This is a genomic window from Microbacterium immunditiarum (genome assembly GCF_013409785.1).
In the GTDB taxonomy this organism is placed as follows: Bacteria; Actinomycetota; Actinomycetes; order Actinomycetales; family Microbacteriaceae; genus Microbacterium; species Microbacterium immunditiarum.
Genome location: NZ_JACCBV010000001.1, coordinates 3,204,992 through 3,230,584, shown reverse-complemented (window position 1 = coordinate 3,230,584; position 25,593 = coordinate 3,204,992). Strand labels below are relative to the sequence as shown.

22 protein-coding genes are annotated in these 25,593 nt (G+C 71.9%); 13 read left to right on the top strand and 9 right to left on the bottom strand.

Features of this window, described 5'->3' with window-relative positions:
• Nucleotides 1-13: 13 nt before the first annotated feature.
• From BJ991_RS15115 to BJ991_RS15100, 4 genes are read right to left on the bottom strand one after another with little or no spacing between them, the layout of a single operon-like run.
• Nucleotides 14-994 (bottom strand): AAA family ATPase, encoded by a 981-nt coding sequence (locus tag BJ991_RS15115; protein WP_179491328.1) that lies wholly within the window; start codon nt 992-994, stop codon nt 14-16.
• The gene (locus BJ991_RS15110) at nt 991-2,187 is read right to left on the bottom strand and encodes a DUF4350 domain-containing protein (RefSeq protein WP_246301110.1); all 1,197 of its coding nucleotides are present in this window, start codon (nt 2,185-2,187) and stop codon (nt 991-993) included. The genes BJ991_RS15115 and BJ991_RS15110 overlap by 4 nt, the downstream gene beginning before the upstream one ends.
• On the bottom strand, nt 2,184-2,876 hold the full coding sequence (locus BJ991_RS15105; RefSeq protein ID WP_179491326.1) for a DUF4129 domain-containing protein: 693 nt from the start codon (nt 2,874-2,876) through the stop codon (nt 2,184-2,186). Before BJ991_RS15105 ends, BJ991_RS15110 begins: the two co-directional genes overlap by 4 nt.
• Nucleotides 2,867-4,285 carry a DUF7847 domain-containing protein gene (locus BJ991_RS15100; RefSeq protein WP_179491324.1) on the bottom strand — a complete coding sequence of 473 codons (1,419 nt, stop codon included), beginning with the start codon at nt 4,283-4,285 and terminating at the stop codon, nt 2,867-2,869. Before BJ991_RS15100 ends, BJ991_RS15105 begins: the two co-directional genes overlap by 10 nt.
• A gap of 181 nt (nt 4,286-4,466) precedes the next feature.
• On the opposite strand from BJ991_RS15100, the gene mtrA reads away from it, so the two are divergent.
• The 6 genes from mtrA (at nt 4,467) to BJ991_RS15070 (ending at nt 11,393) form a co-directional block, all read left to right on the top strand.
• Nucleotides 4,467-5,147, top strand: coding sequence for an MtrAB system response regulator MtrA (mtrA, locus tag BJ991_RS15095; protein WP_179491322.1), 681 nt, complete (start codon nt 4,467-4,469; stop codon nt 5,145-5,147).
• Nucleotides 5,148-5,154: 7 nt separating this feature from the next.
• On the top strand, nt 5,155-6,906 hold the full coding sequence (gene mtrB, locus BJ991_RS15090) for an MtrAB system histidine kinase MtrB (RefSeq protein WP_179491320.1): 1,752 nt from the start codon (nt 5,155-5,157) through the stop codon (nt 6,904-6,906).
• Nucleotides 6,906-8,615 carry an LpqB family beta-propeller domain-containing protein gene (locus tag BJ991_RS15085; RefSeq protein ID WP_179492850.1) on the top strand — a complete coding sequence of 570 codons (1,710 nt, stop codon included), beginning with the start codon at nt 6,906-6,908 and terminating at the stop codon, nt 8,613-8,615. The genes mtrB and BJ991_RS15085 overlap by 1 nt, the downstream gene beginning before the upstream one ends.
• A 114-nt stretch (nt 8,616-8,729) precedes the next feature.
• Entirely contained in the window at nt 8,730-9,398 is a 669-nt protein-coding gene (locus BJ991_RS15080) for a phosphoribosyltransferase family protein (RefSeq protein ID WP_179491318.1), read from the top strand.
• A gap of 117 nt (nt 9,399-9,515) precedes the next feature.
• Entirely contained in the window at nt 9,516-10,169 is a 654-nt protein-coding gene (hpf, locus tag BJ991_RS15075) for a ribosome hibernation-promoting factor, HPF/YfiA family (protein WP_179491316.1), read from the top strand.
• 6 nt (nt 10,170-10,175) lie between these two features.
• On the top strand, nt 10,176-11,393 hold the full coding sequence (locus BJ991_RS15070; RefSeq protein ID WP_179491314.1) for an MFS transporter: 1,218 nt from the start codon (nt 10,176-10,178) through the stop codon (nt 11,391-11,393).
• A 45-nt stretch (nt 11,394-11,438) separates the two neighbouring features.
• Here BJ991_RS15070 and BJ991_RS15065 read toward each other — a convergent pair whose 3' ends face one another.
• The 3 genes from BJ991_RS15065 to BJ991_RS15055 all read right to left on the bottom strand — a co-directional run bounded on the left by BJ991_RS15065 (nt 11,439) and on the right by BJ991_RS15055 (nt 15,365).
• Entirely contained in the window at nt 11,439-12,791 is a 1,353-nt protein-coding gene (locus BJ991_RS15065) for a hypothetical protein (RefSeq protein ID WP_179491312.1), read from the bottom strand.
• A gap of 84 nt (nt 12,792-12,875) precedes the next feature.
• Nucleotides 12,876-14,657, bottom strand: a complete 1,782-nt coding sequence (locus tag BJ991_RS15060) for a DEAD/DEAH box helicase (RefSeq protein WP_179492848.1) — start codon at nt 14,655-14,657, stop codon at nt 12,876-12,878.
• A 111-nt stretch (nt 14,658-14,768) separates the two neighbouring features.
• The gene (locus tag BJ991_RS15055; RefSeq protein ID WP_179491310.1) at nt 14,769-15,365 is read right to left on the bottom strand and encodes a PadR family transcriptional regulator; all 597 of its coding nucleotides are present in this window, start codon (nt 15,363-15,365) and stop codon (nt 14,769-14,771) included.
• 193 nt (nt 15,366-15,558) lie between these two features.
• Between BJ991_RS15055 and secA the strand changes: the two genes are divergently transcribed.
• The 3 genes from secA (at nt 15,559) to BJ991_RS15040 (ending at nt 20,144) form a co-directional block, all read left to right on the top strand.
• The gene (secA, locus tag BJ991_RS15050) at nt 15,559-18,396 is read left to right on the top strand and encodes a preprotein translocase subunit SecA (RefSeq protein ID WP_179491308.1); all 2,838 of its coding nucleotides are present in this window, start codon (nt 15,559-15,561) and stop codon (nt 18,394-18,396) included.
• Between the two features lie 86 nt (nt 18,397-18,482).
• On the top strand, nt 18,483-19,706 hold the full coding sequence (locus BJ991_RS15045; protein ID WP_179491305.1) for a pyridoxal phosphate-dependent aminotransferase: 1,224 nt from the start codon (nt 18,483-18,485) through the stop codon (nt 19,704-19,706).
• A 90-nt stretch (nt 19,707-19,796) separates the two neighbouring features.
• On the top strand, nt 19,797-20,144 hold the full coding sequence (locus BJ991_RS15040; protein ID WP_179491303.1) for a hypothetical protein: 348 nt from the start codon (nt 19,797-19,799) through the stop codon (nt 20,142-20,144).
• A gap of 59 nt (nt 20,145-20,203) precedes the next feature.
• Here the strand turns inward: BJ991_RS15040 and BJ991_RS15035 are convergent, their stop codons facing one another.
• Complete coding sequence (locus BJ991_RS15035; RefSeq protein WP_425487551.1) at nt 20,204-20,632, bottom strand: Rv3235 family protein; 429 nt, start codon at nt 20,630-20,632, stop codon at nt 20,204-20,206.
• A 155-nt stretch (nt 20,633-20,787) separates the two neighbouring features.
• On the opposite strand from BJ991_RS15035, the gene BJ991_RS15030 reads away from it, so the two are divergent.
• Entirely contained in the window at nt 20,788-21,393 is a 606-nt protein-coding gene (locus BJ991_RS15030) for a hypothetical protein (protein WP_179491300.1), read from the top strand.
• Between the two features lie 36 nt (nt 21,394-21,429).
• Here the strand turns inward: BJ991_RS15030 and BJ991_RS15025 are convergent, their stop codons facing one another.
• A complete protein-coding gene (locus BJ991_RS15025) occupies nt 21,430-21,708 on the bottom strand; it encodes a helix-turn-helix domain-containing protein (RefSeq protein WP_179491299.1) in 279 nt (92 codons plus the stop codon).
• Between the two features lie 100 nt (nt 21,709-21,808).
• On the opposite strand from BJ991_RS15025, the gene BJ991_RS15020 reads away from it, so the two are divergent.
• The 3 genes from BJ991_RS15020 to BJ991_RS15010 all read left to right on the top strand — a co-directional run bounded on the left by BJ991_RS15020 (nt 21,809) and on the right by BJ991_RS15010 (nt 25,425).
• Entirely contained in the window at nt 21,809-22,438 is a 630-nt protein-coding gene (locus BJ991_RS15020; protein ID WP_179491298.1) for an SAF domain-containing protein, read from the top strand.
• A complete protein-coding gene (locus BJ991_RS15015; RefSeq protein WP_343048789.1) occupies nt 22,435-23,856 on the top strand; it encodes a CpaE/TadZ family protein in 1,422 nt (473 codons plus the stop codon). The genes BJ991_RS15020 and BJ991_RS15015 overlap by 4 nt, the downstream gene beginning before the upstream one ends.
• Nucleotides 23,857-23,931: 75 nt before the next feature.
• A complete protein-coding gene (locus BJ991_RS15010; RefSeq protein ID WP_179491297.1) occupies nt 23,932-25,425 on the top strand; it encodes a histidine kinase N-terminal domain-containing protein in 1,494 nt (497 codons plus the stop codon).
• Nucleotides 25,426-25,593 lie beyond the last annotated feature (168 nt).

Genomic DNA, 25,593 nt, shown 5'->3' with positions numbered 1-25,593 from the left:
GCGGCTCTGGAACTCAGATGGGCACGCGGGTCTGCTGCAGCACCGCGCCGAGCACCGCGTCGACGGACACGCCCTCGAGCTCGGCGTCGGGGCGCAGGCGGATGCGGTGGCGCCACGTCGGCACGAGCATCGTCTGCACGTGGTCGGGCGTGATCGCGGGATAGCCGCCGAGCCACGCCCACGCCTTCGCCGCCGCGAGCAGCGCCGTCGCGGCGCGCGGGCTCACGCCGAGCTGGACCGATGGACTGCGGCGGGTCGCCTGCGCGAGGTCGACGACGTAGGCGAGCACGTCGTCGGCGACGGTGACGGATGCCGCGGCCCTCTGCGCCGCGCGGATCTCGTCGGCGCCCGCCGCCGGCACGAGCCCCGCCGCGGCCAGGTCGTGGGGGTCGAAGCCGTTCGCGTGGCGGCGCAGCACCGCCAGCTCGGCGTCGCGCGGCGGCACGTCGACGATGAGCTTGAGCAGGAAGCGGTCGAGCTGCGCCTCGGGAAGCGTGTACGTGCCCTCGTGCTCGATGGGGTTCTGCGTCGCGGCGACGAGAAAGGGCTCGGGGAGCGGCCGCGTCACGCCGTCCGTCGACACCTGCCGCTCCTCCATCGCCTCCAGCAGCGCCGCCTGGGTCTTCGGCGGCGTGCGGTTGATCTCGTCGGCGAGCACGATGTTCGTGAACACCGGCCCCGCGCGGAACTCGAACTCGCCGCTCCTCGCGTCGTACACGAGCGACCCCGACACGTCGCCGGGCATGAGGTCGGGAGTGAACTGGATGCGCTTCGTGTCCAGGCCCAGCGCCGTGCTGAACGCGCGCACGAGGAGCGTCTTCGCGACCCCGGGCACGCCCTCCAGCAGCACGTGCCCGCGGGCGAGGAGCGCGATGAGCAGGCCCGTGACGGTGCCGTCCTGCCCGATGACGGCCTTGCCCACCTCGAGGCGGACCCGGTTCATCGCCTCGCGCAGCGCGGCGTCGTCGAAGGTCGGTGTCGCGGCATCGGTCATGGAGTGTTCCTTTCGGGACGGACGGCGGCCCGCACGGCCTGCTCGAGCTGCTGGATGCGCTGGGCGAGCGCGACGAGCTCGGCGTCGTCTGCGGGGATCTGGTCGATGAGGATGCCGCGCACGATCGCGCGGTCGGCGCCCACGCGCGCGGCGGCGGCGTCGCAGATCTCGGGGGCGGATGCGGCCTGGCCGAGTCCGAGCAGAAGCGAGAGGCGCTCGAGGGCGCCGATGCGCAGCTGGTCGAGCGCGTGCACCGCGTCGCGCGACTGCGCGTACAGCCGCGCGCGGCCCTCGGTCGTCTCGGACGCGCGCACGGTCACGGGCAGGCGCTCGGTCACGAGCGGACCGAACCGGCGTCCGCGCCAGATCGCGGCCGCGACGCCGGCGACGAGCAACAGCAGGATCGCCGGGCTCACCCACGGCGGGGTCAGCTCGCCGAGGGACGGATTCGCGTCTTCGAGGTCGGAGTCGTCCGGGCTCGGCACGTACCACACGACGTGCGGGAGGCGGCCCATGAGGTTCACGGCGAGGGCGGCGTTGCCGTCGGCGGCGAGGTGCTCGTTCGTGAAGAGCGCGCGCCCGTCGACGGCGGAGATGCGCCCGTCACCTTCCATCGGCGCGGACAGCAGCCCGAAGCCGTCGCCGGACGGGTAGCACGCGTCCGCGGCGTCGCCCGCGAGGAACACCGCGCCCGGTGCGAGGGCGCCTGCGCGCTGCGCCTCGGGCAGCTCGCACTGCGGCTCTATGGGGTCGGCGCCGGCGGAGCCGGCCGGCCCGGCGTCGAACGCGAGGCGCAGCGTGCGGGAGCGCGGGTCGATGAGGACGACGTCGGATGCCGCATCCGTCAGCTCTGCGATCGCCTCGTCCGAGAGCGCGGGCGCATCCGGCAGCACGAGCGTCGCCGGGCCGTCGGCGAGCTCGCGCGCGGCGGTCGCGCGGTCGCGCGCCACAGTGACCTCGACCCCGTGGTCGCGCAGGATCTCGACGATCGCGCGGGTTCCGGTCGGGCCCGCCGACTCGGGATCGAGCATCCCGCGCTCGGCCCACTGCCCGATGCCCGAGAGGACGACGCCGAAGCCGGCCGCGACGAGGAGCACGATCACGATGACGATCCAGGCCATCGCGCTTCGCGCGCGCGTCGCGGCGGCCGGCGGAGTCGTGGCGGCCGCATCCGGTGGGGCAGTGAGGGTCATCGAAGCGCCCCCAGCCGGTCGACGAGGACGGGACGCTCCGACCCGACGGCGTCGTCGGCGTCGGCGACGACGCCGTACAGCTCGCGTGTGCCCGGACGACGCAGGTATCGGACGTCGTCGAACGCGGTGGCGGCGCGCTCGAGGTCGTCGGCGCGAGCGGGGAACGCATGAGCGGCCGCCCTCGCGAAGGCGTGGACGGTCGCGCCCGGGGGCACGTCGACGACGTCGCGCTCGAGGAGCCCGCGCGCGAGCGCTCGGAAGCGCACGATGACGGCGGCGTCCCACTCGCCCGCGTTCGCGTGCGCCGTCGCGGCCCGCCGCAGCTCGGCCGCGCTGCGGCCCTCGGCCTCGCCGAACAGCTCGCCCACGCCGGTCGCCGCGCGCCGCGTCGCGCGCGGGACGCCCCACACGAGCAGCGCCGCGACGACGATGGCCGCGACCACGATCGCCGCGACGATCGCGAACGCCGAGCCCCACCCGCCGCCGAGCTGCACGTCGAAGAGGCTCGCGAAGAAATCGCCGATCGCCCGTGCGATGCGGTCGAACAGAGTGGGCTCGGCGGCTTCGTAGACCGGGTCCGACAGTTCGCGCTCGGCCCACTCGCGCCCTTCCTCACCGTCGGGTGTGAGCGGGGGCGCGCTCGCGAAGAGCACCGCCGCGCGCGCCGCGGGCAAGCCGTTCAGGACCACGGATGCTCGCGGTCGGCGTCACCCGCCGGGCGGCCGGGTGCGGCCCACTGGGTCGGCTGGGGCGCGTTCGGGTCGGGTGCGGGAGCGCCGGTTTCGGCCGGAGCCTGGGGCGCCGGTGGAGCGGGCGTCGCTCCCGGAGGCGGGGGGTAGGCCGCGTACGGCGGGGCTGCCGGCGGGGGCGCGAAGCCGCCCGGGGTCTGCGGGTAGGCGCTCGGCGCCGGGGGGTGGCCGCCCGGTGCCGGTGCGTACGCGCCCGGACCCGCGGGCGCCCCGTACGCGACGGGTGTGTTCTGGGGGAGGTGCGGATACCCGGCCGGGGGACCGTACGCGGCTGCCCCGTAGGGCACGCCCACCGGCGCCGGTCGCACGAACGAACGCCCGACGCCCTGCGTGTAGGGATCGGGAAGGCCGGACGCGCCCGCGTCGCGCCGCTCGACGTACGCGAGCAGGTCGAGGTCGAGACCCTCGCGACGCATGCGGCAGTCGATGTAGATGAGCGCGGCGGCGGTCGCCTGCACGATGAGCGCCATCGACTGGATGAGCAGCGTCACCGCCTGAGTGAGCAGGCCCGTGACGATGAGCGCGACGATCCCGGTCGCACCCGGGTCGCCCGTCGGGGCGATCACGGTGCCGAAGCCGGCGGCGATGATCGTGAACGGAATGCCGACGACCTGGCCGACGACGCCGAACACGAGCGAGATGAGCACGATGACGCCGAGCGCCGGCCAGAACCGGCCGCGGATGAGCGTCCACGAGCGGGCGATCGCGCCGAACACCGCCGCCTTCTCGAGGATGATCGCCGCAGGAGCGAGCAGCAGCTTCGTCGACAGCCACAGGCCGAGCGGGATCGCCCCGAGCACGACGAGCACGATGAGCGCGGCCGCCGCGGGCGGCGATGCCACCCCGATCGCGAAGAGCACGCCGCCCACGAGCGCGATGGCGACCACCGTGATGAGCAGCAGCAGGAGGGTGTAGCCGATGAGACGCCACACGACGGGACGCACGCGCCGCCACAGGGCCCCGAGCGTGAGCTTCTCGGCCACCGCGGCGTGCGCGACCTCGCTGACGACGATCCCCTGAACGATCACGCTCAGCACGCCCACGGCGAGCGCCAGCACGACGCCGGCGACGAGCGTGATCGCGGTCGAGCCGGCCGCGATCGCCTCGTACTCGTCGGTGCCCGGGCGGACGGTGTCCAGTCGCGAGAACGACGCGAAGGCGATCGCGCCGATGGCGACCAGCAGCAGCAGGTACGCACCGGTCTGGACGCACAGCGCGAAGCCCAGCAGCACACGCGGGTTCTGCCGCAGCGCGGCGAACGACTTGCCCAGGATCGTCCCGAAGGCGAGCGGATGCAGGGGGATGATCCCGGGCCGGGATGCCGGTGTCCAGGCCGGATAGGCGCTCACGGTTCGCCTCCTCGATGCACGGCCCGTCGCGGGCTGAATCCCTATCGTGTCACACGCGCGGCGATCCCTCGGCCTGCCTTCAGGTGGTGTGGATTACGCTGGGCGACAGCGCCCGGCGGACGCGCACCACTGTCGTGCCCGCAGCCGCACCCGGGCCGGACGCAAAGGACCGACGCGTTACATGACTTCACGAATTCTGGTGGTCGACGACGACACCGCCCTCGCCGAGATGATCGGGATCGTGCTGCGCACGGAAGGCTTCGACACCGTCTTCTGCGCCGACGGCGCGAAGGCCGTCGACGTGTGGCGATCGGAGCGCCCCGACCTCATCCTGCTCGACTTGATGCTGCCCGGCATGGACGGCATCGAGATCTGCACGCGCGTGCGCACGGAGTCCGGCGTGCCCATCATCATGCTCACCGCGCGCACCGACACCGCCGACGTCGTGAAGGGCCTCGAGTCCGGGGCCGACGACTACATCGTGAAGCCCTTCAATCCGAAGGAGCTCGTCGCCCGCATCCGCACGCGCCTGCGCCCGGCGGCGCAGCCCGCCGGCGAGATGCTGCGGGTCGGCGACCTCACCGTCGACGTCACCGCCCACGAGGTGCGCCGCGGCGACACCGTGATCGCGCTCACGCCGCTCGAGTTCGAGCTGCTCGTCGCGCTCGCCTCCAAGCCGCAGCAGGTCTTCTCGCGCGAGATGCTGCTCGAGCAGGTCTGGGGCTACCACTACAAGGCCGACACGCGGCTCGTGAACGTCCACGTGCAGCGTCTGCGCGCGAAGGTCGAGCAGGACCCCGACAACCCGAAGATCGTCACGACGGTGCGCGGCGTCGGCTATCGCGCCGGCGCTGTCGTCTGAGGTCCTCATGGCCCGGGGCAGCGCCGAGGCACCGGGCGGAACGACGACGCCCGCTGTCCGCTCCGCCGCGAGCCGCGCGCGCGACTGGCGCGCGTGGCCGGGTGAGGTGGCGCTGCTGTGGCGGCGGTCGCTGCGCTTCCGCACGGTCGTCATCACGCTCGCGCTCACGGCGCTCGCGATCCTCGTCGCGTGCGTGTGGATGGCGCTCGCGATCCAGAACGACCTCTTCGACTCGCGCGCCCGGCAGGTGCAGGCCGACGCGCTGCGGGCGAGCGTCGAGGCGCAGGCCACGCTCGACTCGGCCGAGGCGCAGGGCAGCGAGGTCCAGCTGCAGAACCTCCTGCTCGCGGTGGGCGCCACGATCGCGCAGCAGTCCGAGTCCGACCTGTTCACGATGAAGCGATCCGACCAGACGCCGTCGTCGATCGCGCCGCCCGACCTCGTCTCGGGCGGGTTCGAGTCGTACGTGATGGTGAGCGATTCGATGCGCGCCGCGGTGCAGACGGATGCCTCGCGCCAGTGGTGGCAGTCGGTGGGCATCGAGGTCGGAGATCGCACGATCCCCGGCATCGTGGTGGGCCAGCAGCTGCAGGTGCCGGAGCTCGGCGCGTACGAGCTCTACCTCGCGTACGACCTCGCCGCGGCGCAGCAGACGCTCGGCTTCGTGCAGCTCACGCTGTGGGTCGTCGGCGTGGGACTCGTGCTGCTCATCGGGGCGATCGCATGGTTCGTGCTGCGCTCGGTGACCACGCCGATCGGCGAGGCCGCCGACACGAGCGCGCGGCTCGCCTCCGGCGAGCTCGGCGTGCGGCTTCCCGTGCGCGGCGAGGACGAGTTCGCGACGCTCGGCCGCTCGTTCAACGCGATGGCCGACAGCATCGAGTCGCAGATCAAGGAGCTCGCCGACCTGTCGCTCGTGCAGCAGCGCTTCGTGTCGGACGTCTCGCACGAGCTGCGCACGCCGCTGACGACGATCCGCCTCGCGGCCGACATGATCAACGACCGGCGCGAGGAGTTCGACCCGGCGACGGCGCGGGCCGCGGAGCTGCTCAATGCGCAGGTGCAGCGTTTCGAGACGCTGCTGTCGGACCTCCTCGAGATCAGCCGCTACGATGCGGGCTCCGTGCAGCTCGAGCTCGAGCCGACGAGCCTCGCGCACCTCGCCGAGGACGTCATCGCGTCGATGCACGCGCTCGCCGAACAGCACGGAAGCGACGTGCGTCTCGTCGCCCCGGGCGGGTACTCGCCCGTGGAGCTCGACCCGCGGCGCGTGCGACGCATCGTGCGCAACCTCCTCGGCAATGCCATCGAGCACGGCGAGGGCCGCCCGATCGTGGTGACGGTCGACAGCGACCAGCAGGCGGTCGCACTGGGCGTGCGGGACTTCGGCATCGGCATGCGGCCGGAAGACGCCGAGCACGTCTTCGACCGCTTCTGGCGGGCCGACCCCTCCCGCAGCAGGACGATCGGCGGAACAGGTCTCGGCCTGTCGATCGCGCTCGGCGATGCCCGACTGCACGGGGGCGAGCTCGCGGTGTGGTCGGAGCCCGGCCGCGGCTCGAACTTCGTGCTCACGCTCCCGCGAACGGGCGGCCAGCTCAGCGGGTCGTCCCCCGTTCCGGTCGACCCGGGCGACGACGCCTCCGCGGGACTCGACGACCTCGGCCTCACGCAGCCGCTCGACGTGCAGGTGACGGATGCCGCGGCATCCGATTCACGCACCGATGCGGATGCCCCGACCGCAGGAGGCCGCTCGTGATGCCCGCCACCGGCACGCCGTCGACCCGTCGCGCGATACGGCGGGGCATCCGATCCGCCGTCGCCGCGCTCGCGGCCGCCCTAGCCCTTACCGCGTGCGGGTCGCTGCCCACCACGGGCCAGGTGCAGCCCGGCCTTCCCGCCGGCGATGTCGGGACGGCGCCCGACTTCACGTTCATCCCGGCAGGGCCGCAGCCCGGTGCGACGCCCGAGGAGATCGTGGACGGGTTCATCCGCGCGGGCACGGGCGCCGCGGGCGGCTGGGAGCGTGCGCGCGAGTTCCTCTCGCCGTCGCTGCGAGACGAGTGGGACCCGACCGCGAGCGTCACGATCGACATCGGCGAGCGCGAGCTCACGTCGGCCACCGAGGGTGACGTGACGGCCGCTCTCGTGCGCGTGGCGACCGTCGACGAGAACGGCGCCTACTCCCTCGACGAGGGCACGACCACCGAGCTGCCGTTCCGCCTCGCGCAGCAGGACGACGGCGAGTGGCGCATCACCGAGGCGCCCGACGGCATCGTGCTCGCGCGCAACGTCTTCCCGAGCATCTTCCACGAGTACGCGGTGATGTACTTCGACCCGACGTGGACGTTCCTCGTGCCCGATGTGCGGTGGTTCGCGACGAACCCGGCGACGCGCATCTCGCGGGCGCTGATGGACGGAACCCCCAGCCCGTGGCTCGCGGAGTCGGTCGTGACCGCCGTGCCCGACAGCGTGCACCTCGAGCCGGCGGCGGTGCCCGTGTCCTCCGGCGCCGCGAACGTCGGGCTCTCGGCCGAGGCGCTCGACCTCGACGCCGAGACGCTGAGCCGCATCCAGGCGCAGCTCGACGCGAGCCTGCAGACGGCGAACATCTCACAGGCCGACCTGTTCGTCGAGACGACCCCGCTCGAACCCGAGCCCGCCGCGACCCGCTCGACGAGCGTCGTCGCGCAGCCGCTCGTGCTCACGGAGGACGGATTCGGTTTCCTCACCGGCGGCGAGATCGCGCCGATCCCCGGGCTGTCCCAGCTCGTGGTCGAGACGCAGCCCGCCTCGGTGCAGGTCGCCCCCGACCGGGACTTCGCCGCGGCGCGCCTCGCGAACGGGGCGGTCGCGCGGCTCGATGCCGAGCAGGGCGTGCTGGTGACGGACACGCGGCCGGGCCTCGTCGATCCGAGCGCAGACCCGCTCGGATACGTGTGGAGCGTCCCGACCGGCGCACCCGACGCCGTGCAGGTCGCCGCGGTCGACGGAGCCGTGCGGCCCGTCGCCGATGCGTGGACGGGCGCGACGCAGCTGCACGCGATGGCGGTGTCCCGGGACGGCGCACGCGTGGCGGCGGCGGTGAGCGCGGGCGGCAGCAGCGAGGTGTGGGTCGCAGGCGTCGTGCGCGACGCCGAGGGCGTGCCCGTGCGCCTCGGCGAGCACGAGCGCATCGCGCGGCTGCCCGGTCCTGCGGTGTCGCTCTCGTGGCTCGACGACTCCACCGTCGGCGTGCTCGGCTCGGGCACCGGCGGAGGCGTGTCGCTGTTCGAGGTGGTCGTCGGCGGCACGATGACGACGACGGATGCACCGACCGCCGCCACCTCGGTGGCGGGCGTCAACTCGCCGGCGGCCGTCCGGCTGCACACCGACGACGGGCTCGTCTACGTGCGCCGCGGCTCGAGCTGGGCGCAGACGACCCAGGGGGTGCTCGTCCTCGCGACGCAGCAGGGCCGGCCGCGCTGATCCTGCTCCGGCGCCGAGGCGTCGGCTCCTCCCCGATCGGGGCAGGTCGTCGGATTTCTGCACCGGGCGTGCCCGCGCGCCCGGTGGGCGGCGGAGATCCGTCAGCGTGGGGGAGTGACCTCCTCCGACGCGCTCGCCGAGATCGTCGCGCGATCTCTCGCCGACGCGTTCGCACTGCTCCTCCCCGTGGACTGCGCCGGATGCGACGAACCCGACATCGCGCTGTGCGAAGCCTGCCGTGACGCGCTCGCACCTGCCGCGACGTGCGACCGCCTCGCATCGGGGCTCCCGGTGTGGAGCGGTCTGCCGTTCGAGGGCGTCGCGGCACGCGTCATCCGCGCCCTCAAGCAGGACGGGCGCACAGGACTCGCCCGGCCGCTCTCGATGCCGTTGCGCGCCGCTCTCGCCGCGGCGACCACGAGCGTGGGCGGGGTCGACGCCATCGTGCCCGTCCCGACGTCGAGGGCGGCGTACCGGCGCCGCGGATTCCGCGTCGTCGAGCTCGTCGCACGGCGTGCAGGCGTGCGCACCGAGCGTCTCCTCCTGCCCGCGCGGCGCGTCGCCGACCAGCGCGGGCTCGGCGTCGAGGCCCGTCGTGCGAACGTGAGCGGAAGCATGCGTGCGCGTGGCACGGGCGCGCGGCGCGTGCTCGTGGTCGACGATGTGGTCACGACCGGGGCGACCCTCGACGAGGCCGCTCGTGCTCTGCGCGCGGCCGGTGCCGACGTCGCGGGCGGCGTCTGCGTCGCTCGCACGCCGCGACACGCCCGGGCGTCGTCATAAGTGACCCGCCGGGACTTTCCTCACGTGACACCCGGGCGGCGCCGGGATAGCGTGGGAGACAACAAGGCGACTGACCGGTCCGCCCTTGGCCGGGGGACCGGAGCAAGGAGGTCAAGGATGGAAACCAGCATCGTCGGCGTGGGTGTCGGTATCACCGATCGTTTCCGCACCGTGGTCGAAGAGAAGGCCGTCCGCATCGAGCACCTCGCGCCGCGCGCACAGCGTCTCGACGTCAAGGTCACGCACCAGGCGTACAAGAACGGACGCATGGAGGACGACACCGTCGAGCTGACGGTCACGGGCAAGGGCCCGATCGTCCGAGCCGAAGCGACCGACGGCGACAAGTTCGCCGCCCTCGACATGGCCGTCGACAGGCTGTGCCAGCAGCTCCGTCGGGCGAAGGAGAAGCGGGTCGACGCTCGTCAGCACCCGCGCGGGGCCACCTTCAAGAACGGATCCCTGCAGGGCATCGACGTCGAGCCGGTGTCGGCCGACGTGCTCCACGCCGTCGCGACCGGCGAGATCCCGATCATCGCGGGAGAGGACGGCGAGGGCGACTACACGCCCGTCGTCATCCGTACGAAGAACTTCGAGCCCGAGTGGCTCACGGTCGAAGAGGCCGTCGACCGCATGGAGCTTGTCGGACACGACTTCTTCCTCTTCATCGACGCGCGCACCGACCACCCGAGCGTCGTGTACCGCAGGAAGGGCTGGGACTACGGCGTGATCTCGCTGACGACGCCGGCCGCGCCCGAGCGCGCCGCTTCGTAGCCCCGGGTGACGCTCACGCGCACCCGCTGGGTGCCGATCGGACTGCTCGTCGTCGTCGGCATCGCGGCGGGCATGCAGTTCGCGAAGGTCGCAGCCGTCTTCCTGCCTGTGGCTGCGGCCTTCGACGCCCCTGACACGGTCGCGGCGCTGTTCGTGTCGGCGCCCGCGATCGTGGGGATGGTGCTGGGCCTCACCGCGAGCGTGCTCGCGGCGCGCATCGGGTTCCGCCGCGTCATCGTCGCGTGCCTGGCGATCGGGGCGGTCCTGTCGCTCGTGCAGTCGTTCCTGCCGCCGCTGCCGATCTTCCTCGGAGCGCGCGTGCTCGAAGGCGTCGCGCACTTGGGGCTCGTCATCTCGTGCCCTGTGCTCATCATCCTGCTGAGTGCGCCGCGGCACGTGTCGCTCGCGATGAGCCTTTGGGGCGCGTTCTTCGGACTCGCCTTCGCGTTCGCGGGCTGGCTCGCGCCGATCGTCGAGCAGGCGGGTGGCGTCGGCGCCGTCTTCCTCGGACACGCGATCCTCCTCGCTGTGCTGCTCGGAGCCGTCCTGCTCGTGCTGCCACACGTGCCGGGGGAGCAGCCGAATCGTGACGCGCATGCCGAGGGCTTCTTCCGCGCGCATGTCGACGCGTACCGGTCGCCGCGGCAGTTCCTGCCGGGCGCCGTGTTCATCTTCCACACGCTCATGTACGTGCCGCTCGTGACGTTCGTGCCGCTCTTCGCGGACGCGTCCATCGCGGGCGTGCTCCTCGTGTGGATGCCGCTCGTGAGCATCATCGGCACGATCGTCGCGGGCTTCGTCGGGCAGTACACCACGACACCCCCGGTCGTGCTCATCGTCGGCTACGCGGGCGTGGCCGTTCTCGTGATCGCGACGTGGGCGCTGCTGGCGGGCGAGATCCCGATCCTGCTCGTGCCGCTTGCGCTCATGTTCTTCTCGGGGCTCATCCAGGGCGCCGCGTTCGGACTGATCCCGTCGCTGTCGACCGACCCGACGGTGACCTCGCGCGCGAACGGCGTCCTGACGCAGCTCGGCAACCTCGGGTCGACGGTCGGCCCGCCGCTGTTCGCATCGCTCATCGCCGGCACCGGGGCTGCGGGTTTCGTGCCCATCATGTGGCTGGTCGTCGCGCTGTGCGTCGGCGGCGGCATCACGAGCGTGATCGCCCTGCGGCTCACGGGCGCGCGCCCGCTGCGCTCGTCGGTCCCCGACCGAGCGCACTGACTCTCGACCGGATGCCGCGCGGCGGCACTGGGCGGGGCATCCGTCTCAGTCGAAGATGCCGTCGAGGATGCTGCCGATCACGAGCCCGCCGAGGATCCCGCCCATGAGGTCTCCGCCGCCGCGGCGGCCGCCGCCCCAGCCCTGCTGCGGCGCGCCCCACGGCGTCATGTCCTGCGGGCGGGCGGCGTCGATGTCGCGCTGCGCGAGCTGCAGGGCCTCGCCCGCGAGGAACGCGACGCGGCGTGCCATCGCCATCGACTGCTCCCGATGATCTTCGTCGATCGCGGTGGCCGCGGCCGCAGACGTTCCGAGGTAACGGTCGAGGTCGACGCGCACGCGTTCCGCCTCGGCGAGACGCGTGCGCGCGTCGGCGCCGATCCAGCCGCGGTGCCCCGCGATGACGTCGCGCGCGACGGCGAGCTGGCGGTCGGCGTCGTCGATCGCGTGGCGCACGTGCTCGAGCGGCGGGATCGGGCGGGCGGCGCGCTCGCGCGCGGCGGCGATCGCCGCGTCGAGGGCGGAGTTGGCCTCGCGCAGGCGCGAGAGGTGCGTGAACGGGTCGGTGTTCACTCCGGGCGCGGGGAGGCCGGCGAGCGCCTCCTGCACGTCGGCGATCGCCTTCGACACGGCGGGGGTGTGCGGCTCCTTGAGCGCGACCGCGACGTCGCCCCGCGAATCCTCGACGATCGCCGCGAGCGTCGCCTCGGCACGCAGCGCCTCGATCTCGAACGTCTCGACCGCGTCGACGAGTGTCGCCGCACGCCTGACCGCCTCGGTCGAGGCTTCGAGCGCGAGGTTCGCCTGCTCGCGCTGGCCGGCATCGCGGCGGCGCTCGGCCACGCTCGCGGAGTGCTCCGCGAACGACAGCAGCTGCTCGCCCTCGGCGGGGTTCGCCTCGATCTGCTTCATCGCGTCGGCCGAGTATCGCGCCGAGAGGCGGTCGATCGTCGCGCGGGCCTCGGGGAGGCGGGCGCGCAGGCGCGCGGCATCCGCCCTCACGCCCGCGATGATCTCGGGAGCGCGACGTGCCCGCGCGATCGGCTCGGCGAGCGCTGCCGTGCGGTCGTCGAGCAGGTCCTCGGCCCACTCGCACAGCTGCACGATGCGCGCGTTGCGCGTGCGCAGCTCTTCGGGGGTGTCGGGGATCTCGTCGTGGTTGAGCTGGTGGAGGTGGAACGCCTCCTGCATGTGAGTGCGCACCGCCTCGAGCGCCTCGCGCAGGTCTTTCGTGGGACCGGGTCCGAGCTCGGCCTCGGCGAACGCGAGCTCGTCGGTGGTCAGCCGGATGCGCTCGTCGGCGGAGACGAGGGCGCTGCGGGCCCGGCGGGCGAGGTCCGCGTCCTGAGCCTCGAGCGCCGCCTTCTCTTCGCGCTTGCGTGCGCCCCAGAAACCCGCCATGTCTCGATCCTACGGGGCAAGCTTGAAGGCGCCTGGGGAGGTCGCCGGGTGCTGTGGAGAGCGGCCGAGACGGATGCCGCGGCCTCAGTCCTCGCGGTCGGATCGGTGCCGCGGCTTGCGCGCGGGCCGGTCGTCGTCGAAGCGCCGCGACGGGCGGCGGTCCTTCGATCCGGGGCCGCGATCGGGCGAGCGGTCGAAGCGCCTGCCCGGGGCTCCCGTGTCGAGGCGCAGCTGGATGAGCTGTCCCGAGATGCGCGTGCCCGACAGTCGGTCGAGCGTCTCGGGCGAGAGGTCGGCGGGCAGCTCCACGAGCGAGAAGTCCGGGCGGATCTGGATCGCGCCGAAGTCGTCTCGACGCAGGCCGCCTTCGTTCGCGAGCGCGCCCACGATCTGGCGGGGCTCGACCCGCTGACGGCGCCCGACGGCGATGCGGTAGGTCGCGAAGCCCTCGCGGGGCGGGCGCGGGCGTCGCTCGCCGCGGTCGCCGCGCTCGCCGCCGTCACGCTCGAACCGGCCCGCACCCCGCTCGCGCCGCTCGGGGCGTGCCGGGGGCTCGGGGTCGGGCTCGAGCAGCAGCCGCTCGTCGCCCTGCGCGACCACCGCGAGCGCGGCGGCCACGTCGACCTCGGGCACGTCGTGGTTGCGGACGTAATGGGCGACGATGTCGCGGAAGCCCTCGATGCGCTCCGCCTCGGCGAGCGCCGCCGTGATGCGGTCGTCGAAGCGCGCGAGGCGCGTGACGTTGACCTCGTCGACGCTCGGCAGCGGCATCTCGGTGAGCTCGTGCCGCGTCGCGCGCTCGATCATGCGCACGAGCCCGCGCTCGCGGGGCGTGACGAAGCTGATCGCGTCACCGGTGCGGCCCGCGCGCCCCGTGCGGCCGATGCGATGCACGTACGACTCGGCGTCGGTGGGGATGTCGTAGTTCACCACGTGGGAGATGCGGTCGACGTCGAGGCCGCGGGCCGCCACATCCGTCGCCACCAGGATGTCGAGCTTGCCCGACTTGAGCTGATTCACCGTCTTCTCGCGCTGGGGCTGGGCGATGTCGCCGTTGATCGCGGCGGCCGAGTACCCGCGGGCGCGGAGCTTCTCGGCGATCTCCTCCGTGATGTTCTTCGTGCGGCCGAAGACGATCATGCCGTCGAAGTTCTCGACCTCGAGGATGCGCGTGAGCGCATCCATCTTCTGCTGCCACGGCACGACGAGGTAGCGCTGCGCGATGTTCGCCGACGTCTTGGTCGTCGCCTTGACCGTGATCTCTTCGGGATCGTTGAGGTACTGCTGCGACATGCGGCGGATCGTCGCGGGCATCGTCGCCGAGAAGAGGGCGACCTGCTTCGTGTCGGGGGTCTCGGCGAGGATCGTCTCGACGTCCTCGGCGAATCCCATCTTGAGCATCTCGTCGGCCTCGTCGAGCACGAGGTACTTGAGCTCCGACAGGTCGAGCGTGCCCTTGTCGAGGTGGTCGATGATGCGGCCGGGCGTCCCCACGACGATGTGCACGCCACGCCGGAGCGCCGACAGCTGCACGCCGTACCCCTGACCGCCGTAGACGGGGAGCACGTGCACGCCCTTGAGGTGGGACGCGTACTTCTCGAACGCCTCGCATACCTGCAGCGCGAGCTCGCGGGTCGGGGCGAGCACGAGCGCCTGCGGACTCTTCTGCGAAAGGTCGAGCCGGTCGATGATCGGCAGCGCGAACGCGGCCGTCTTGCCGGTGCCGGTCTGCGCGAGGCCCACGACGTCGCGGCCGGCGAGCAGGGTCGGGATCGTCGCGGCCTGGATGGCCGACGGTGTCTCGTACCCCACATCGCGCAGCGCCTTGAGCACCGCATCGCCCAGGGCGAGGTCTGCGAACGTCATCGGCGCGGGCTCGGAAGGGGCCTCGACGTCGATCCTGGTCTGGTCAGTGGACACAGTTCAGGCTAATGCGCGGCGCCTGGGAAGCGACAGGACACCGGTGGGTTCGTCCGATCAGCGGGTGGCGGATGCCGCGGGCCGCCCGCGCTTGGGCCGGATCGTCGACAGCTCGAGCCCGATCGAGTGGTCAGGATTCTCGGCGAGACGCCGCTCGGCGTGGTCGAGCCATCGCAGCTCGGCCTCCGTCTGGAACGCCATCGAATCGAGCACGAGAGACCATGCGATGCCCTCGGGTCCCTGGGCGTCTCCGCCCGGATAGGTCGCGCCGCGGAGCGCCTCGAGGCGCTCGTGCGACGCGCGCCGCTGCGTCTCGAGGATCCCCGTCACGCCGACCCCCGGCAGCGTCGCGGCGACCGCGAGCTTGATCGCGAGCTCGTCCCGCGTGCCGGCGGGGCGTTCGACGGGGGAGGCCAGCCACTCCCGGACGGCGGCGGAGCCGGCATCCGTGATCTGCCAATAGACGTGACCGTGCTCGTCGGCCGCGCCCTTCTCGACGAGCCCGTCGCGCTCGAGACGGTCGAGCGTGTTGTAGATCTGCCCGACGTTGAGGGGCCAGGTCCCGCCGGTGCGCCGGTCGAACTCCGCCCGCAGCTGGTACCCGTAGCAGGGTCCCTGTTCAAGGATGGCCAAGAGGCTCTGCCGCACCGACATCCGCAACTCCATGTGCATACCGAGTATCTGGATGCCGAGTATATGCATACCCGGCAAACGATGGCTCGGCCCTCCACACCCAGCGCACACCAAGTCACGGGCGGATAACATAGGCAGGTATGCCCGCGGGGCGCTCGACGGCGTGCGCGCGGGAGCGGCGATCGCCGCACAGCCCGACAGATGGAGACACTCCGTGGCCAACCCTCTCGAGAAACTGCTCCGCGCCGGTGAAGGACGCATCCTGCGCCGGCTCCAGCAGGTCGTGAAGGCCGTCAACGCCCTCGAAGAGGACTACGCGCAGCTCACCGACGAAGAGCTGCGCGGCGAGACCGCGGAGCTGCGCGCACGCTACGACGCCGGCGAGTCCCTCGACCGCCTCATGCCCGAGGCCTTCGCCGCCGTCCGCGAGGCCGCCAAGCGCACAATCGGCCAGCGCCACTACGACGTGCAGATCATGGGCGGCGCGGCGCTCCACCTCGGAAACATCGCCGAGATGAAGACCGGTGAAGGAAAGACGCTCGTCGCGACGCTGCCCGCGTACCTCAACGCGATCGCCGGCAAGGGCGTGCACGTCGTCACCGTCAACGACTTCCTCGCGTCGTACCAGTCCGACCTCATGGGCCGCATCTACCGTGCGCTCGGCATGACGACGGGTACGATCGTCGCCGGCCAGACGCCCGAGGTGCGCCGTGAGCAGTACAACGCCGACATCACGTACGGCACGAACAACGAGTTCGGCTTCGACTACCTGCGCGACAACATGGCCTGGCGCAAGGAGGACCTCGTCCAGCGCGGCCACTTCTTCTCCATCGTCGACGAGGTCGACTCGATCCTCATCGACGAGGCGCGCACCCCGCTCATCATCTCGGGTCCGTCCTCCGGCGAGGCCAACCGCTGGTTCGTCGAGTTCGCCAAGATCGCGCGCACGCTCGAGCCGGGCATGGACTACGAGGTCGACGAGAAGAAGCGCACGGTCGGTGTGCTGGAGCCCGGCATCGAGAAGGTCGAGGACTACCTCGGCATCGACAACCTGTACGAGTCGGCGAACACGCCGCTCATCTCGTTCCTCAACAACTCGCTCAAGGCGCTCGCGCTCTTCAAGCGCGACACCGACTACGTCGTCATGAACGACGAGGTCATGATCGTCGACGAGCACACCGGTCGCATCCTCGTGGGCCGCCGCTACAACGAGGGCGTGCACCAGGCGATCGAGGCCAAGGAGGGCGTGCCGGTCAAGGCCGAGAACCAGACGCTCGCGACCGTGACGCTGCAGAACTACTTCCGTCTGTACGAGAAGCTCTCGGGCATGACCGGCACGGCTGAGACCGAGGCGGCCGAGTTCATGTCGACGTACACGCTCGGCGTGGTCCAGATCCCGACGAACAAGCCCATGGTCCGCAAGGACATGCCCGACCTCGTCTACAAGAACGAGCAGGCCAAGTTCGCGCAGGTCGTCGAAGACATCGCGCGTCGCCACGAGCAGGGGCAGCCGGTCCTCGTCGGAACGGTGAGCGTCGAGAAGAGCGAGTACCTGTCGCGGCTGCTCGCGAAGAAGGGCATCAAGCACGAGGTCCTCAACGCGAAGAACCACGCGCGCGAGGCCGAGATCGTCGCTCGCGCGGGCCGCCTGGGCGCGGTCACCGTCGCGACCAACATGGCCGGTCGCGGCACCGACATCATGCTCGGAGGGAACGCGGAGTTCCTCGCCGTGCAGGAGATGAAGGCGCGCGGTCTCGACCCGGTCGAGACAGCGGAGGAGTACGAGGCCGAGTGGGACACCGTCTACGCCGATGTGCGCGAGAAGGTGGCCGCCGAGGCGGAGACGGTGGTTCGGGCCGGCGGTCTGTACGTGCTCGGCACGGAGCGTCACGAGTCCCGCCGCATCGACAACCAGCTGCGCGGTCGCTCGGGCCGTCAGGGCGACCCGGGTGAGAGCCGCTTCTACCTGTCGCTCACCGACGACCTCATGCGCCTGTTCCAGTCGGGCGCCGCCGAGGCGATCCTCGCCCGCACGAACTTCCCCGACGACGTCGCGATCGAGTCGGGCATGGTCACGCGCGCCATCAAGAGCGCGCAGGCGCAGGTCGAGGCGCGCAACGCCGAGATCCGCAAGAACGTCCTCAAGTACGACGACGTCCTGAACCGGCAGCGCGAGGCGATCTACTCCGACCGCCGCCACATCCTGCAGGGCGACGACATCGCAGACCGCGTCCAGCACTTCATCGAGGACGCGATCAACGCGATCATCGTCGACCACACGGGGTCGGGTCACAGCGAGAACTGGGACTTCGATGCGCTGTGGACGGAGCTGAAGACTCTCTATCCGGTCGGCGTCACGATCGACGAAGTCGTCGCCGAGGCCGCCGGCCGCAAGGGCGGCATCACCGCCGACGGCCTCAACCGCGAGATCCTCTCCGACGCGAAGATCGCCTACCAGAAGCGCGAGGAGCAGCTCGGCGCGCCCGCGATGCGCGAGCTGGAGCGCCGCGTCGTCCTGCAAGTGCTCGACCGCCGCTGGCGCGACCACCTCTACGAGATGGACTACCTGAAGGACGGCATCGGCCTGCGTGCGATGGCCCAGCGCGACCCGCTCATCGAGTACCAGCGCGAGGGCTACCAGATGTTCCAGGCGATGATGGGCCAGATCAAGGAGGAGTCGGTCGGCTACCTCTACAACCTCGAGGTCGAGGTCCGTCGCGCGGGCGAAGGCGAGCAGGCGACGCAGGTCGAGGCGAAGGGCCTCACCGCGCCGACCGTCGACGGCCAGCGGCTCCAGTACACCGCTGCGAACGACGCCGGCGAGGTCGAGGTGCGCAACGAGCGTGGTCAGGTGCAGCAGGCCGCGACCCGGCTGCGCCGGGCGGCGGCCGCGGCTGCAGCGGCGCCCCAGCAGCAGCAGCCGCAGCAGGCACCGGCCGCAGAGGCGCCTCGCGGGGCATTCGGACAGCGCACGGACGGCGCGGATCAGCCCGCGCAGCAGCAGGCGCCCCTGAACCGCGCTCAGCGCCGCGCCGCCGAGCGCAAGCGCTGAGCAGGGAATCGACGAGTGGCCCGGGGTATGTGCCCCGGGCCACCTGCCGTCGATTGGACCTCTGAGCGCGCGGATATCCTGAGACGATGACCCTCCGTCCTCTCGATCAGTCCAGCAAGCTCAAGGGTGTCCTCTACGAGATCCGCGGGCAGGCACTGGTCGAGGCCGACAGGCTCGAGTCCGAGGGCCACACGATCCTCAAGCTCAACACGGGCAACCCCGCGACATTCGGCTTCGAGGCGCCCTTCCAGATCGTGCGCGACATGATCGAGGCGATCCCCCATGCCCACGGATACAGCGACAGCCGCGGCATCATGTCCGCGCGCCGGGCCGTCGTGTCGCGCTACGAGGAGGTGCCGGGGTTCCCCCTCTTCGACCCCGACGACGTCTACCTCGGCAACGGCGTGTCCGAGCTCATCACGATGACGATGCAGGCGCTGCTGGACGAGGGCGACGAGGTGCTCATTCCGGCGCCCGATTACCCGCTGTGGACGGCGATGACGAGCCTCGCCGACGGCACTCCCGTGCACTATCTGTGCGACAGCGTGAACGGGTGGCAGCCCGACCTCGACGACATCCGCGCGAAGATCACCCCACGTACGAAGGCGATCGTGGTGATCAACCCCAACAACCCGACCGGGGCGGTCTACACGCGCGAGGCGCTCGAAGGAATCGTCGAGATCGCGCGCGAGCATTCGCTGCTGCTTCTGTCCGACGAGATCTACGACCGCATCCTGTACGACGACGCCGTGCACATCCCGCTCGCGACACTCGCCCCCGACCTGCTGTGCCTGACCTTCAACGGGCTGTCGAAGACCTACCGCGTGGCGGGGTACCGTTCAGGCTGGCTCGTCATCACCGGACCGAAGAAGCATGCGGCCGGTTTCCTCGAGGGCATCCAGCTCCTCGCCTCGACGCGCCTGTGCCCGAACGTGCCGGCCCAGCACGCCGTGCAGGCCGCCCTTTCGGGCGTCCAGTCCATCGACGCGCTCATCGCCCCCGCCGGACGCCTGCACGAGCAGCGCGACGCGGCGTGGGAGGCGCTCGAGGCGATCCCCGGCGTGACCTGCCACCGCCCCGAGGGCGCGCTCTACGCGTTCCCGCAATTCGACCCGGAGGTCTACGACATCCGCGACGACGCCAAGCTCGTGTACGACTTCCTCGTCGCCGAGCACGTCCTGATCGTGCAGGGGACGGGCTTCAACTGGCCGACCCCCGACCACGTGCGCATCGTGACGCTCCCCGAGGCACGCGTGCTCACCGAGGCGATCGAGCGGCTCGGCAACTTCCTCGCGTCGTACCGGCAGTGACGATGCGGATGCCGCCGCCGATGTGAGAGCGGGGGCGGGCATCCGTCAAGACCCTCCCGCGCACCGCGCGTGCGACGTATCCTCGCGCGCATGGCCATCGAACTGAATCAACCCGCGCTGCGGCACGCCCGCGCGCTCATCCGCGAGGGCAAGGTCGTCAAGGACGAGAGGGACGACTGGTCCGAGGCGGCGCCCACCGCCGATGAGGAGAACGCCTTCATCGAGCGCGAGGGGTGGACCGAGTTCTCGCACTGGCACCTCGGCATCGACAGATCCGAGAACCGCGAGACGAAGCAGGCGTACTCGTTCCCGTTCGGCGACTTCCGCAAGGTGCACCGGTCCGGGGTCATCTCCGCGGAGAGTCGCGCCGGCCAGTACGACCACACCGAGATCCGGGACGCGCTCAAGAAGCTGCTCGAGCTCATCGACGAGGACTGAGCGCCCCGGGCTCTGCGCCCGGCGGTGGGCGCAGGGCGACGCTCAGCGTACGGCGACGATCACAGCAGCGCGAGCGACGTCGCGCGCCAGCGCCTGTCGGTGCCCTCGAGCCGCATCGCGACCGCACGCGTGCGTGCGGGTCCCGCGACGATGACGACGCCCTCGACGATTCCGTCGGCGGGGGAGGAGTGGTGCACCGAGAGGATCGCGTGGACGGGGCGCGTCGCCGGTACGCCGCGCGCGCTGCGCGCGCGGGCGGCGAGGTTCGAGCGGGTGACGAGCTTGCGGTAGGCGTCTTCGCTCAGCCATCGCGCGAGCTGGTCGACATCGCGCACGCCGGCGAACACTTCGAGGACGCCGACCGTCAGGTTGCGCAGCAGCGGCGCGGGGTCGGGCAGCGCCGCGGTCGAAGTTCGCTGCGGTGCGAAGTGCCGGGTGATGTCAAACGGATCGTCTCTTGGGTATGCGCGGGCGGAGCCCGCGGGCATCGTTGCCATGCGTGGACCTATCTCGACGTGGGGGGATGTCGATTTGGGAGGGGGGACCCTCAGTAGAACACGAACGAACTCTCAGGAGAAATTCAGGTTCGGGGCGCTGTGGATAAACCTGGCCGGCATTTCTGCGCGTGGCCTACGCTCGCGTCGTGCGCTGGGATCGGTTCTTCGACGACCTCGAGGCGCAGTTCGCGTCGGAGTGGGAGGCCGAACGCGCCGCGCTCGACACCGAGGCGGAGCGGCTGCGCCTCTCGCGCGTGCCGTTGCGCGACCGCCTCGCGGCGCTCCAGGGTCGTGAGCGGACGGGTTCCTCGCCGTCCTTCGAGTTCTCCGACGGCGCGGTGCTCGCGGCCGAGGTCTCGGGCGTGGGAGCGGACTGGGTCGCACTCGACCCCTCTGAGTCGCGTGCGGGCGCCGTGCTCGCGCCGCTCGCGTCGATCGCCGCGATCGGCGCCGGCCATGCCGACGTCCTGCGCAGCGCGCGCCCCCTCGAGGCGCGCTCGTCCCTCACCGATCGGATGACACTCGGCTTCGTCCTGCGCGACCTCGTCCGGCGTCGTGCGGCGGTGGTCGTCCACCTCGCGACGGGCCGCGGCCTGACCGGGACGATCGACCGGGCCGGAGCGGACCACCTCGACCTCGCGCTGCATGAGCCGGGCACGCCGCGACGGGCATCCGATGTGATCGGCTACCGCCTGGTGCCGTTCGCATCGATCGCGTGGATGCGGCTCGACGCGCCGCCGGGCGTGATCTGACGGCGCGCCTTCGCCTCGTGAGGGCGGGACGGATGCTCAGTCGGCATTCCGCACGATGCCGGTGCCCCAGAGCTCCGGGAAGCTCGCCTCGTTCGACTCGCGCCACAGGGCGGCGAGGCGCTCCTCTTCGGCCAGATCGTCGAGGTAGTCGTTCACGCTGCGCGCGAACACGCGCAGCTGCGCGGACGAACCGACCCGCACGCCGCGAATGCGAGCCGTGCGGACGAGGTCGACGACGTCATCGACCGAGATGCCGAGAAGCTCGGCCACCTGTGCCGGCGCGAGCAGCCGGGAGTCGGACGGGGTCGCGGACATGTCTCCGATTATCGTGGCGCCGGGGGCGGTCGGGCTCGTCGGGTCCCGGTCTGTGGATAACCGAGAAGCGTGCTCGACGGTCTGCGTCACGATGGGTGGCATGACCGCGATCGACACCACTCGACCACGCCCGAAGCCGTTCTGGTCCGATGCCCGGTTCCTCATCGGGGTGCTGCTGGTCGTCGCATCGATCGCGGGTGTGTGGTTCGTGGTCTCCGCGTCGCGCCAGACCGTGCCGGTGCTCACCGCCGCGCGCACGATCGTGCCGGGCCAGCCGGTCGCAGCCGACGACGTCCGCACGATCGACGTCGCCCTGGGCCGTGCCGCCGACGCGTACCTCGCCCCCGAAGCCCTTGCCGAGGGCGTCATCGCGACGCGCACGATCGAGTCCGGCGAGCTGGTTCCGGTGAGCGCCGTCGGCGACGCCGAACGAGCAGACACGACGAGCGTCGTGGTGCGCAGCACCGTCGACGTGCCCGAGACGGTGCGCACCGGATCGCTCGTGGAGGTGTGGGCCGCGCCGCTCATCGAGCACGGACGCTACGACACGCCGCGCATCCTCGTGGCTGACGCGTCGGTCGTGGCGGTCACGCGAGACGACGGCGTCATCGGCGGGGCATCCGCTGCGCTCGAGCTCGTCGTGCCTCGTGCCGACGTCGCCGACGTGCTCGCGGCCATGTCCGACGAGTCGGCCCTGTCGATCGTCCCCGCCGCGGCGGCGTCGCGGTGAGGGTCCTCATCGCGGTCGACGAGCCGTGGACCGAGCGCCTCGTCGCGGGGCTCGAGCGCGAGGGCGTCGAGATCGCGGCTGTGGTCGCGGCATCCGAGATGTCGGTCGCTTCACGCGACCCCGCGTCGTACGCGCCCGGCGCCGGGAAGGGGGCCGTCGTCGACCTCCTTCACGACGTCGACGTCGTGGTGCTGCAGGCGTCTCGCGACACGCTCACCGCGGACGTCGTGGCGCTGTGCGACCGCAGGGGCGTGCGCATCGCACCGCTGAGCGCCGCCCCGGGCGACGAGCGGGTCGCGGGGCTGTTCGGGCTTCCTCCGGCGATGCCGGTCGACGTCGAGCCGTGGCGGCTGGCCGAGGCACTCGACGCGCCGCGGATCGGCTCGGGGCGTGCCGATGCCGTCGGAGCGCCGAGAGCAGCGCGTGGAACCCCGCCGCGCGACGAGGTGCGCCCGCCGGCTGAACGGGCAGCGGGCGCACCCCCGACCGTTCACAACGTGCACGCGTGGCCTGTCGAGCGAGAGCCCGAGGCGCACCGTCCCGGCCCTTCGGCGCCGCGCGTGATCGTCGTGTGGGGTCCGGCGGGTTCGCCCGGTCGCACCACGATGGCGATCGAGCTCGCCGTCGAGCTCGCGCGAGGCGGCCGCCACGTCGGGCTCGTGGATGCGGACTCGCACGCACCGTCGCTGGCCCTCGTGCTGGGGCTCGCCGACGAAGGACCGGGCTTCGCCGCCGCGTGCCGCCAGGCCGAGCTCGGCGGACTCGACGCGCGCGAGCTGACGCGCATCGCGACGCCGCTCGGGCGCTCGGGCGTCGACGTGCTCACGGGCATCAACCGTCCGTCGCGGTGGCCGGAGCTGAGCGACGCACGGGTCACAGGCGCGCTGGCGGCGTGCCGCGACTGGGCCGAGCACACCGTCGTCGACGTCGCCGCCCCGCTCGAGCGCGACGAAGAGATCATGAGCGACCTCGAAGGACCGCGCCGCAACGCCGCGACGCTCGCCGCCCTGCGCAGCGCCGACCTGGTGGTCGCCGTCGTCGGAGCGGATCCGGTCGGCGTCTCCCGGTTCCTGCGCGCCTACCCCGAGCTGCGCTCGACGATCGGCTCGACGCCCGTCGCGGTCGTGGCGAACCGGCTCCGCGGCGGCACGCTCGGCGTCGACGCGCGCGGCCAGGTCCGCCGCACGCTCGACCGCTTCGCCGGCATCGAGGACGTGTGGTTCGTGCCGGCAGACCACAAGGCGGCGGATGCCTCGATCCTCGCGGCTCGCCCGATCGCCGAAGTCGCTCCGCGATCGTCGTTCGCGCTCGCGCTGCGGCGGTTCGTGGGCGAGGCGGTCGTCCCGCCGGCGGCGCCCGCGCGGCGCACCCCTCGTCGCCGCGCCCGCAAGCAGCGGGAGGCCGCGGTCGCGGGCTGACCCGCCCGCGCGGACCCCGCGCGGGCGGAGGGCTGCGGAACGCGGCATCCGCACCTCCGCCTCTAGGCTGGACGGGTGTCGACGCTCAGCGATCTCGTGTACGCCCAAGGCCGTTCGAGCGAGGCGGACGTCGAATGGCTGCACCGCCTCGCCGGGGACGGACAGCTGCTCGCCGACCTCGCCTTCGCAGACATCGTCATCTGGGCGCCCACCGCCGACGACTCGTTCATCGCGGTCGCTCACACCCGTCCCAGCAGCGCCGCGACGCTCTTCTACCGCGACATCGTCGGCGACCGGGTGCGGCCGCAGTGGCGCACGCAGGTGCGCGATGCATTCACCACCGTGCGGATCGTCGACTCCGCCTCGCCCGACTGGTTCGAGGAGACGCCCACGCGCGTGCGCGCGGTGCCGATCGTGCGCGATCACGCGCAGCAGGGGGAGGAGCCGCGCGTGATCGGCGTGCTCACGCGACACACGAACCTCGGCGAGACGCGCACGCCGTCGCGCCAGCAGATCACGTTCAACGACTGCGCCGACGATCTGTTCGGCATGATCGCCACGGGCGACTTCCCGGACCTGTCCGCGCCGACGGGCCCGCGGCGCGGCGCGCCGCGCGCGTCGGACGGGCTCATCCGCCTCGACGTCGACGGCATCACGACGTTCGCGAGCCCGAACGCGCTCTCGGCGTTCAACCGCCTCGGCTTCGACGACGAGCTCGAGGGAGAGTCGCTCGTCGAGGTCGTGACGCGGATACTGCCCGAGAAGCGCCAGTTCGACGAGTCGCTGCCTGTCGTCGTGACCGGCCGCGCCCCGTGGCGCACCGACATCGAGGCGCGCGGCGTGACGGTCTCGCTGCGAACGATCCCGCTGCGCGACCACGGCACGCGCATCGGCGCGATCGTGCTGTGCCGCGACGTCACCGAGATGCGGCACCAGGAGCAGGAGCTCATCACGAAGGACGCGACGATCCGCGAGATCCACCACCGCGTCAAGAACAACCTGCAGACGGTCGCATCGCTGCTGCGCATCCAGGCCCGCCGCACGCACTCCGACGAGGCCCGCGAGGCGCTCACGCAGGCCATGCGGCGCGTGTCGGCGATCGCGGTCGTGCACGACACGCTGTCGGAGGGGCTTACGCAGAGCGTCGACTTCGACGACGTGTTCGCCCGCGTGCTCAAGCTCGTGGCCGAGGTCGCCGCCGCGCCCAACACGCGCGCGAAGACCCGCTCGACCGGGAAGTTCGGCACGCTGCCGAGCGAGTACGCGACGCCGCTCGCTCTCGCGCTCACCGAGCTCGTCACCAACGCGGTCGAACACGGCCTCGCGGGGCAGGAGGGCGACGTCGAGATCATCGCCGACCGCACCGACGAACGCCTCGAGGTGCGAGTGCGCGACACGGGCGTCGGTCTGCCCGAAGGTCAGGTCGGGCGAGGGCTCGGCACGCAGATCGTGCGCACGCTCATCCAGGGCGAGCTCGGCGGCACGATCGACTGGCACACGCTCGTCGGCAGCGGCACCGAGGTGACGATCGAGATCCCGCTGCGCTACATCAGGCGCGCGAACAACTGAGCGAGACGGATGCCGCGGCATCCGTCATGAGGTCAGGAAGCGCGACGAGCGCGGGCAGCGCGGCGGTGCTGGTTGTACCGGGCTGACGCCCGGTGCAGGGGTGGTCGCGTCAGGAAGCGCGACGAGCGCGGGCAGCACGGCTGTGCTGGTTGTACCGGGCTGACGCCC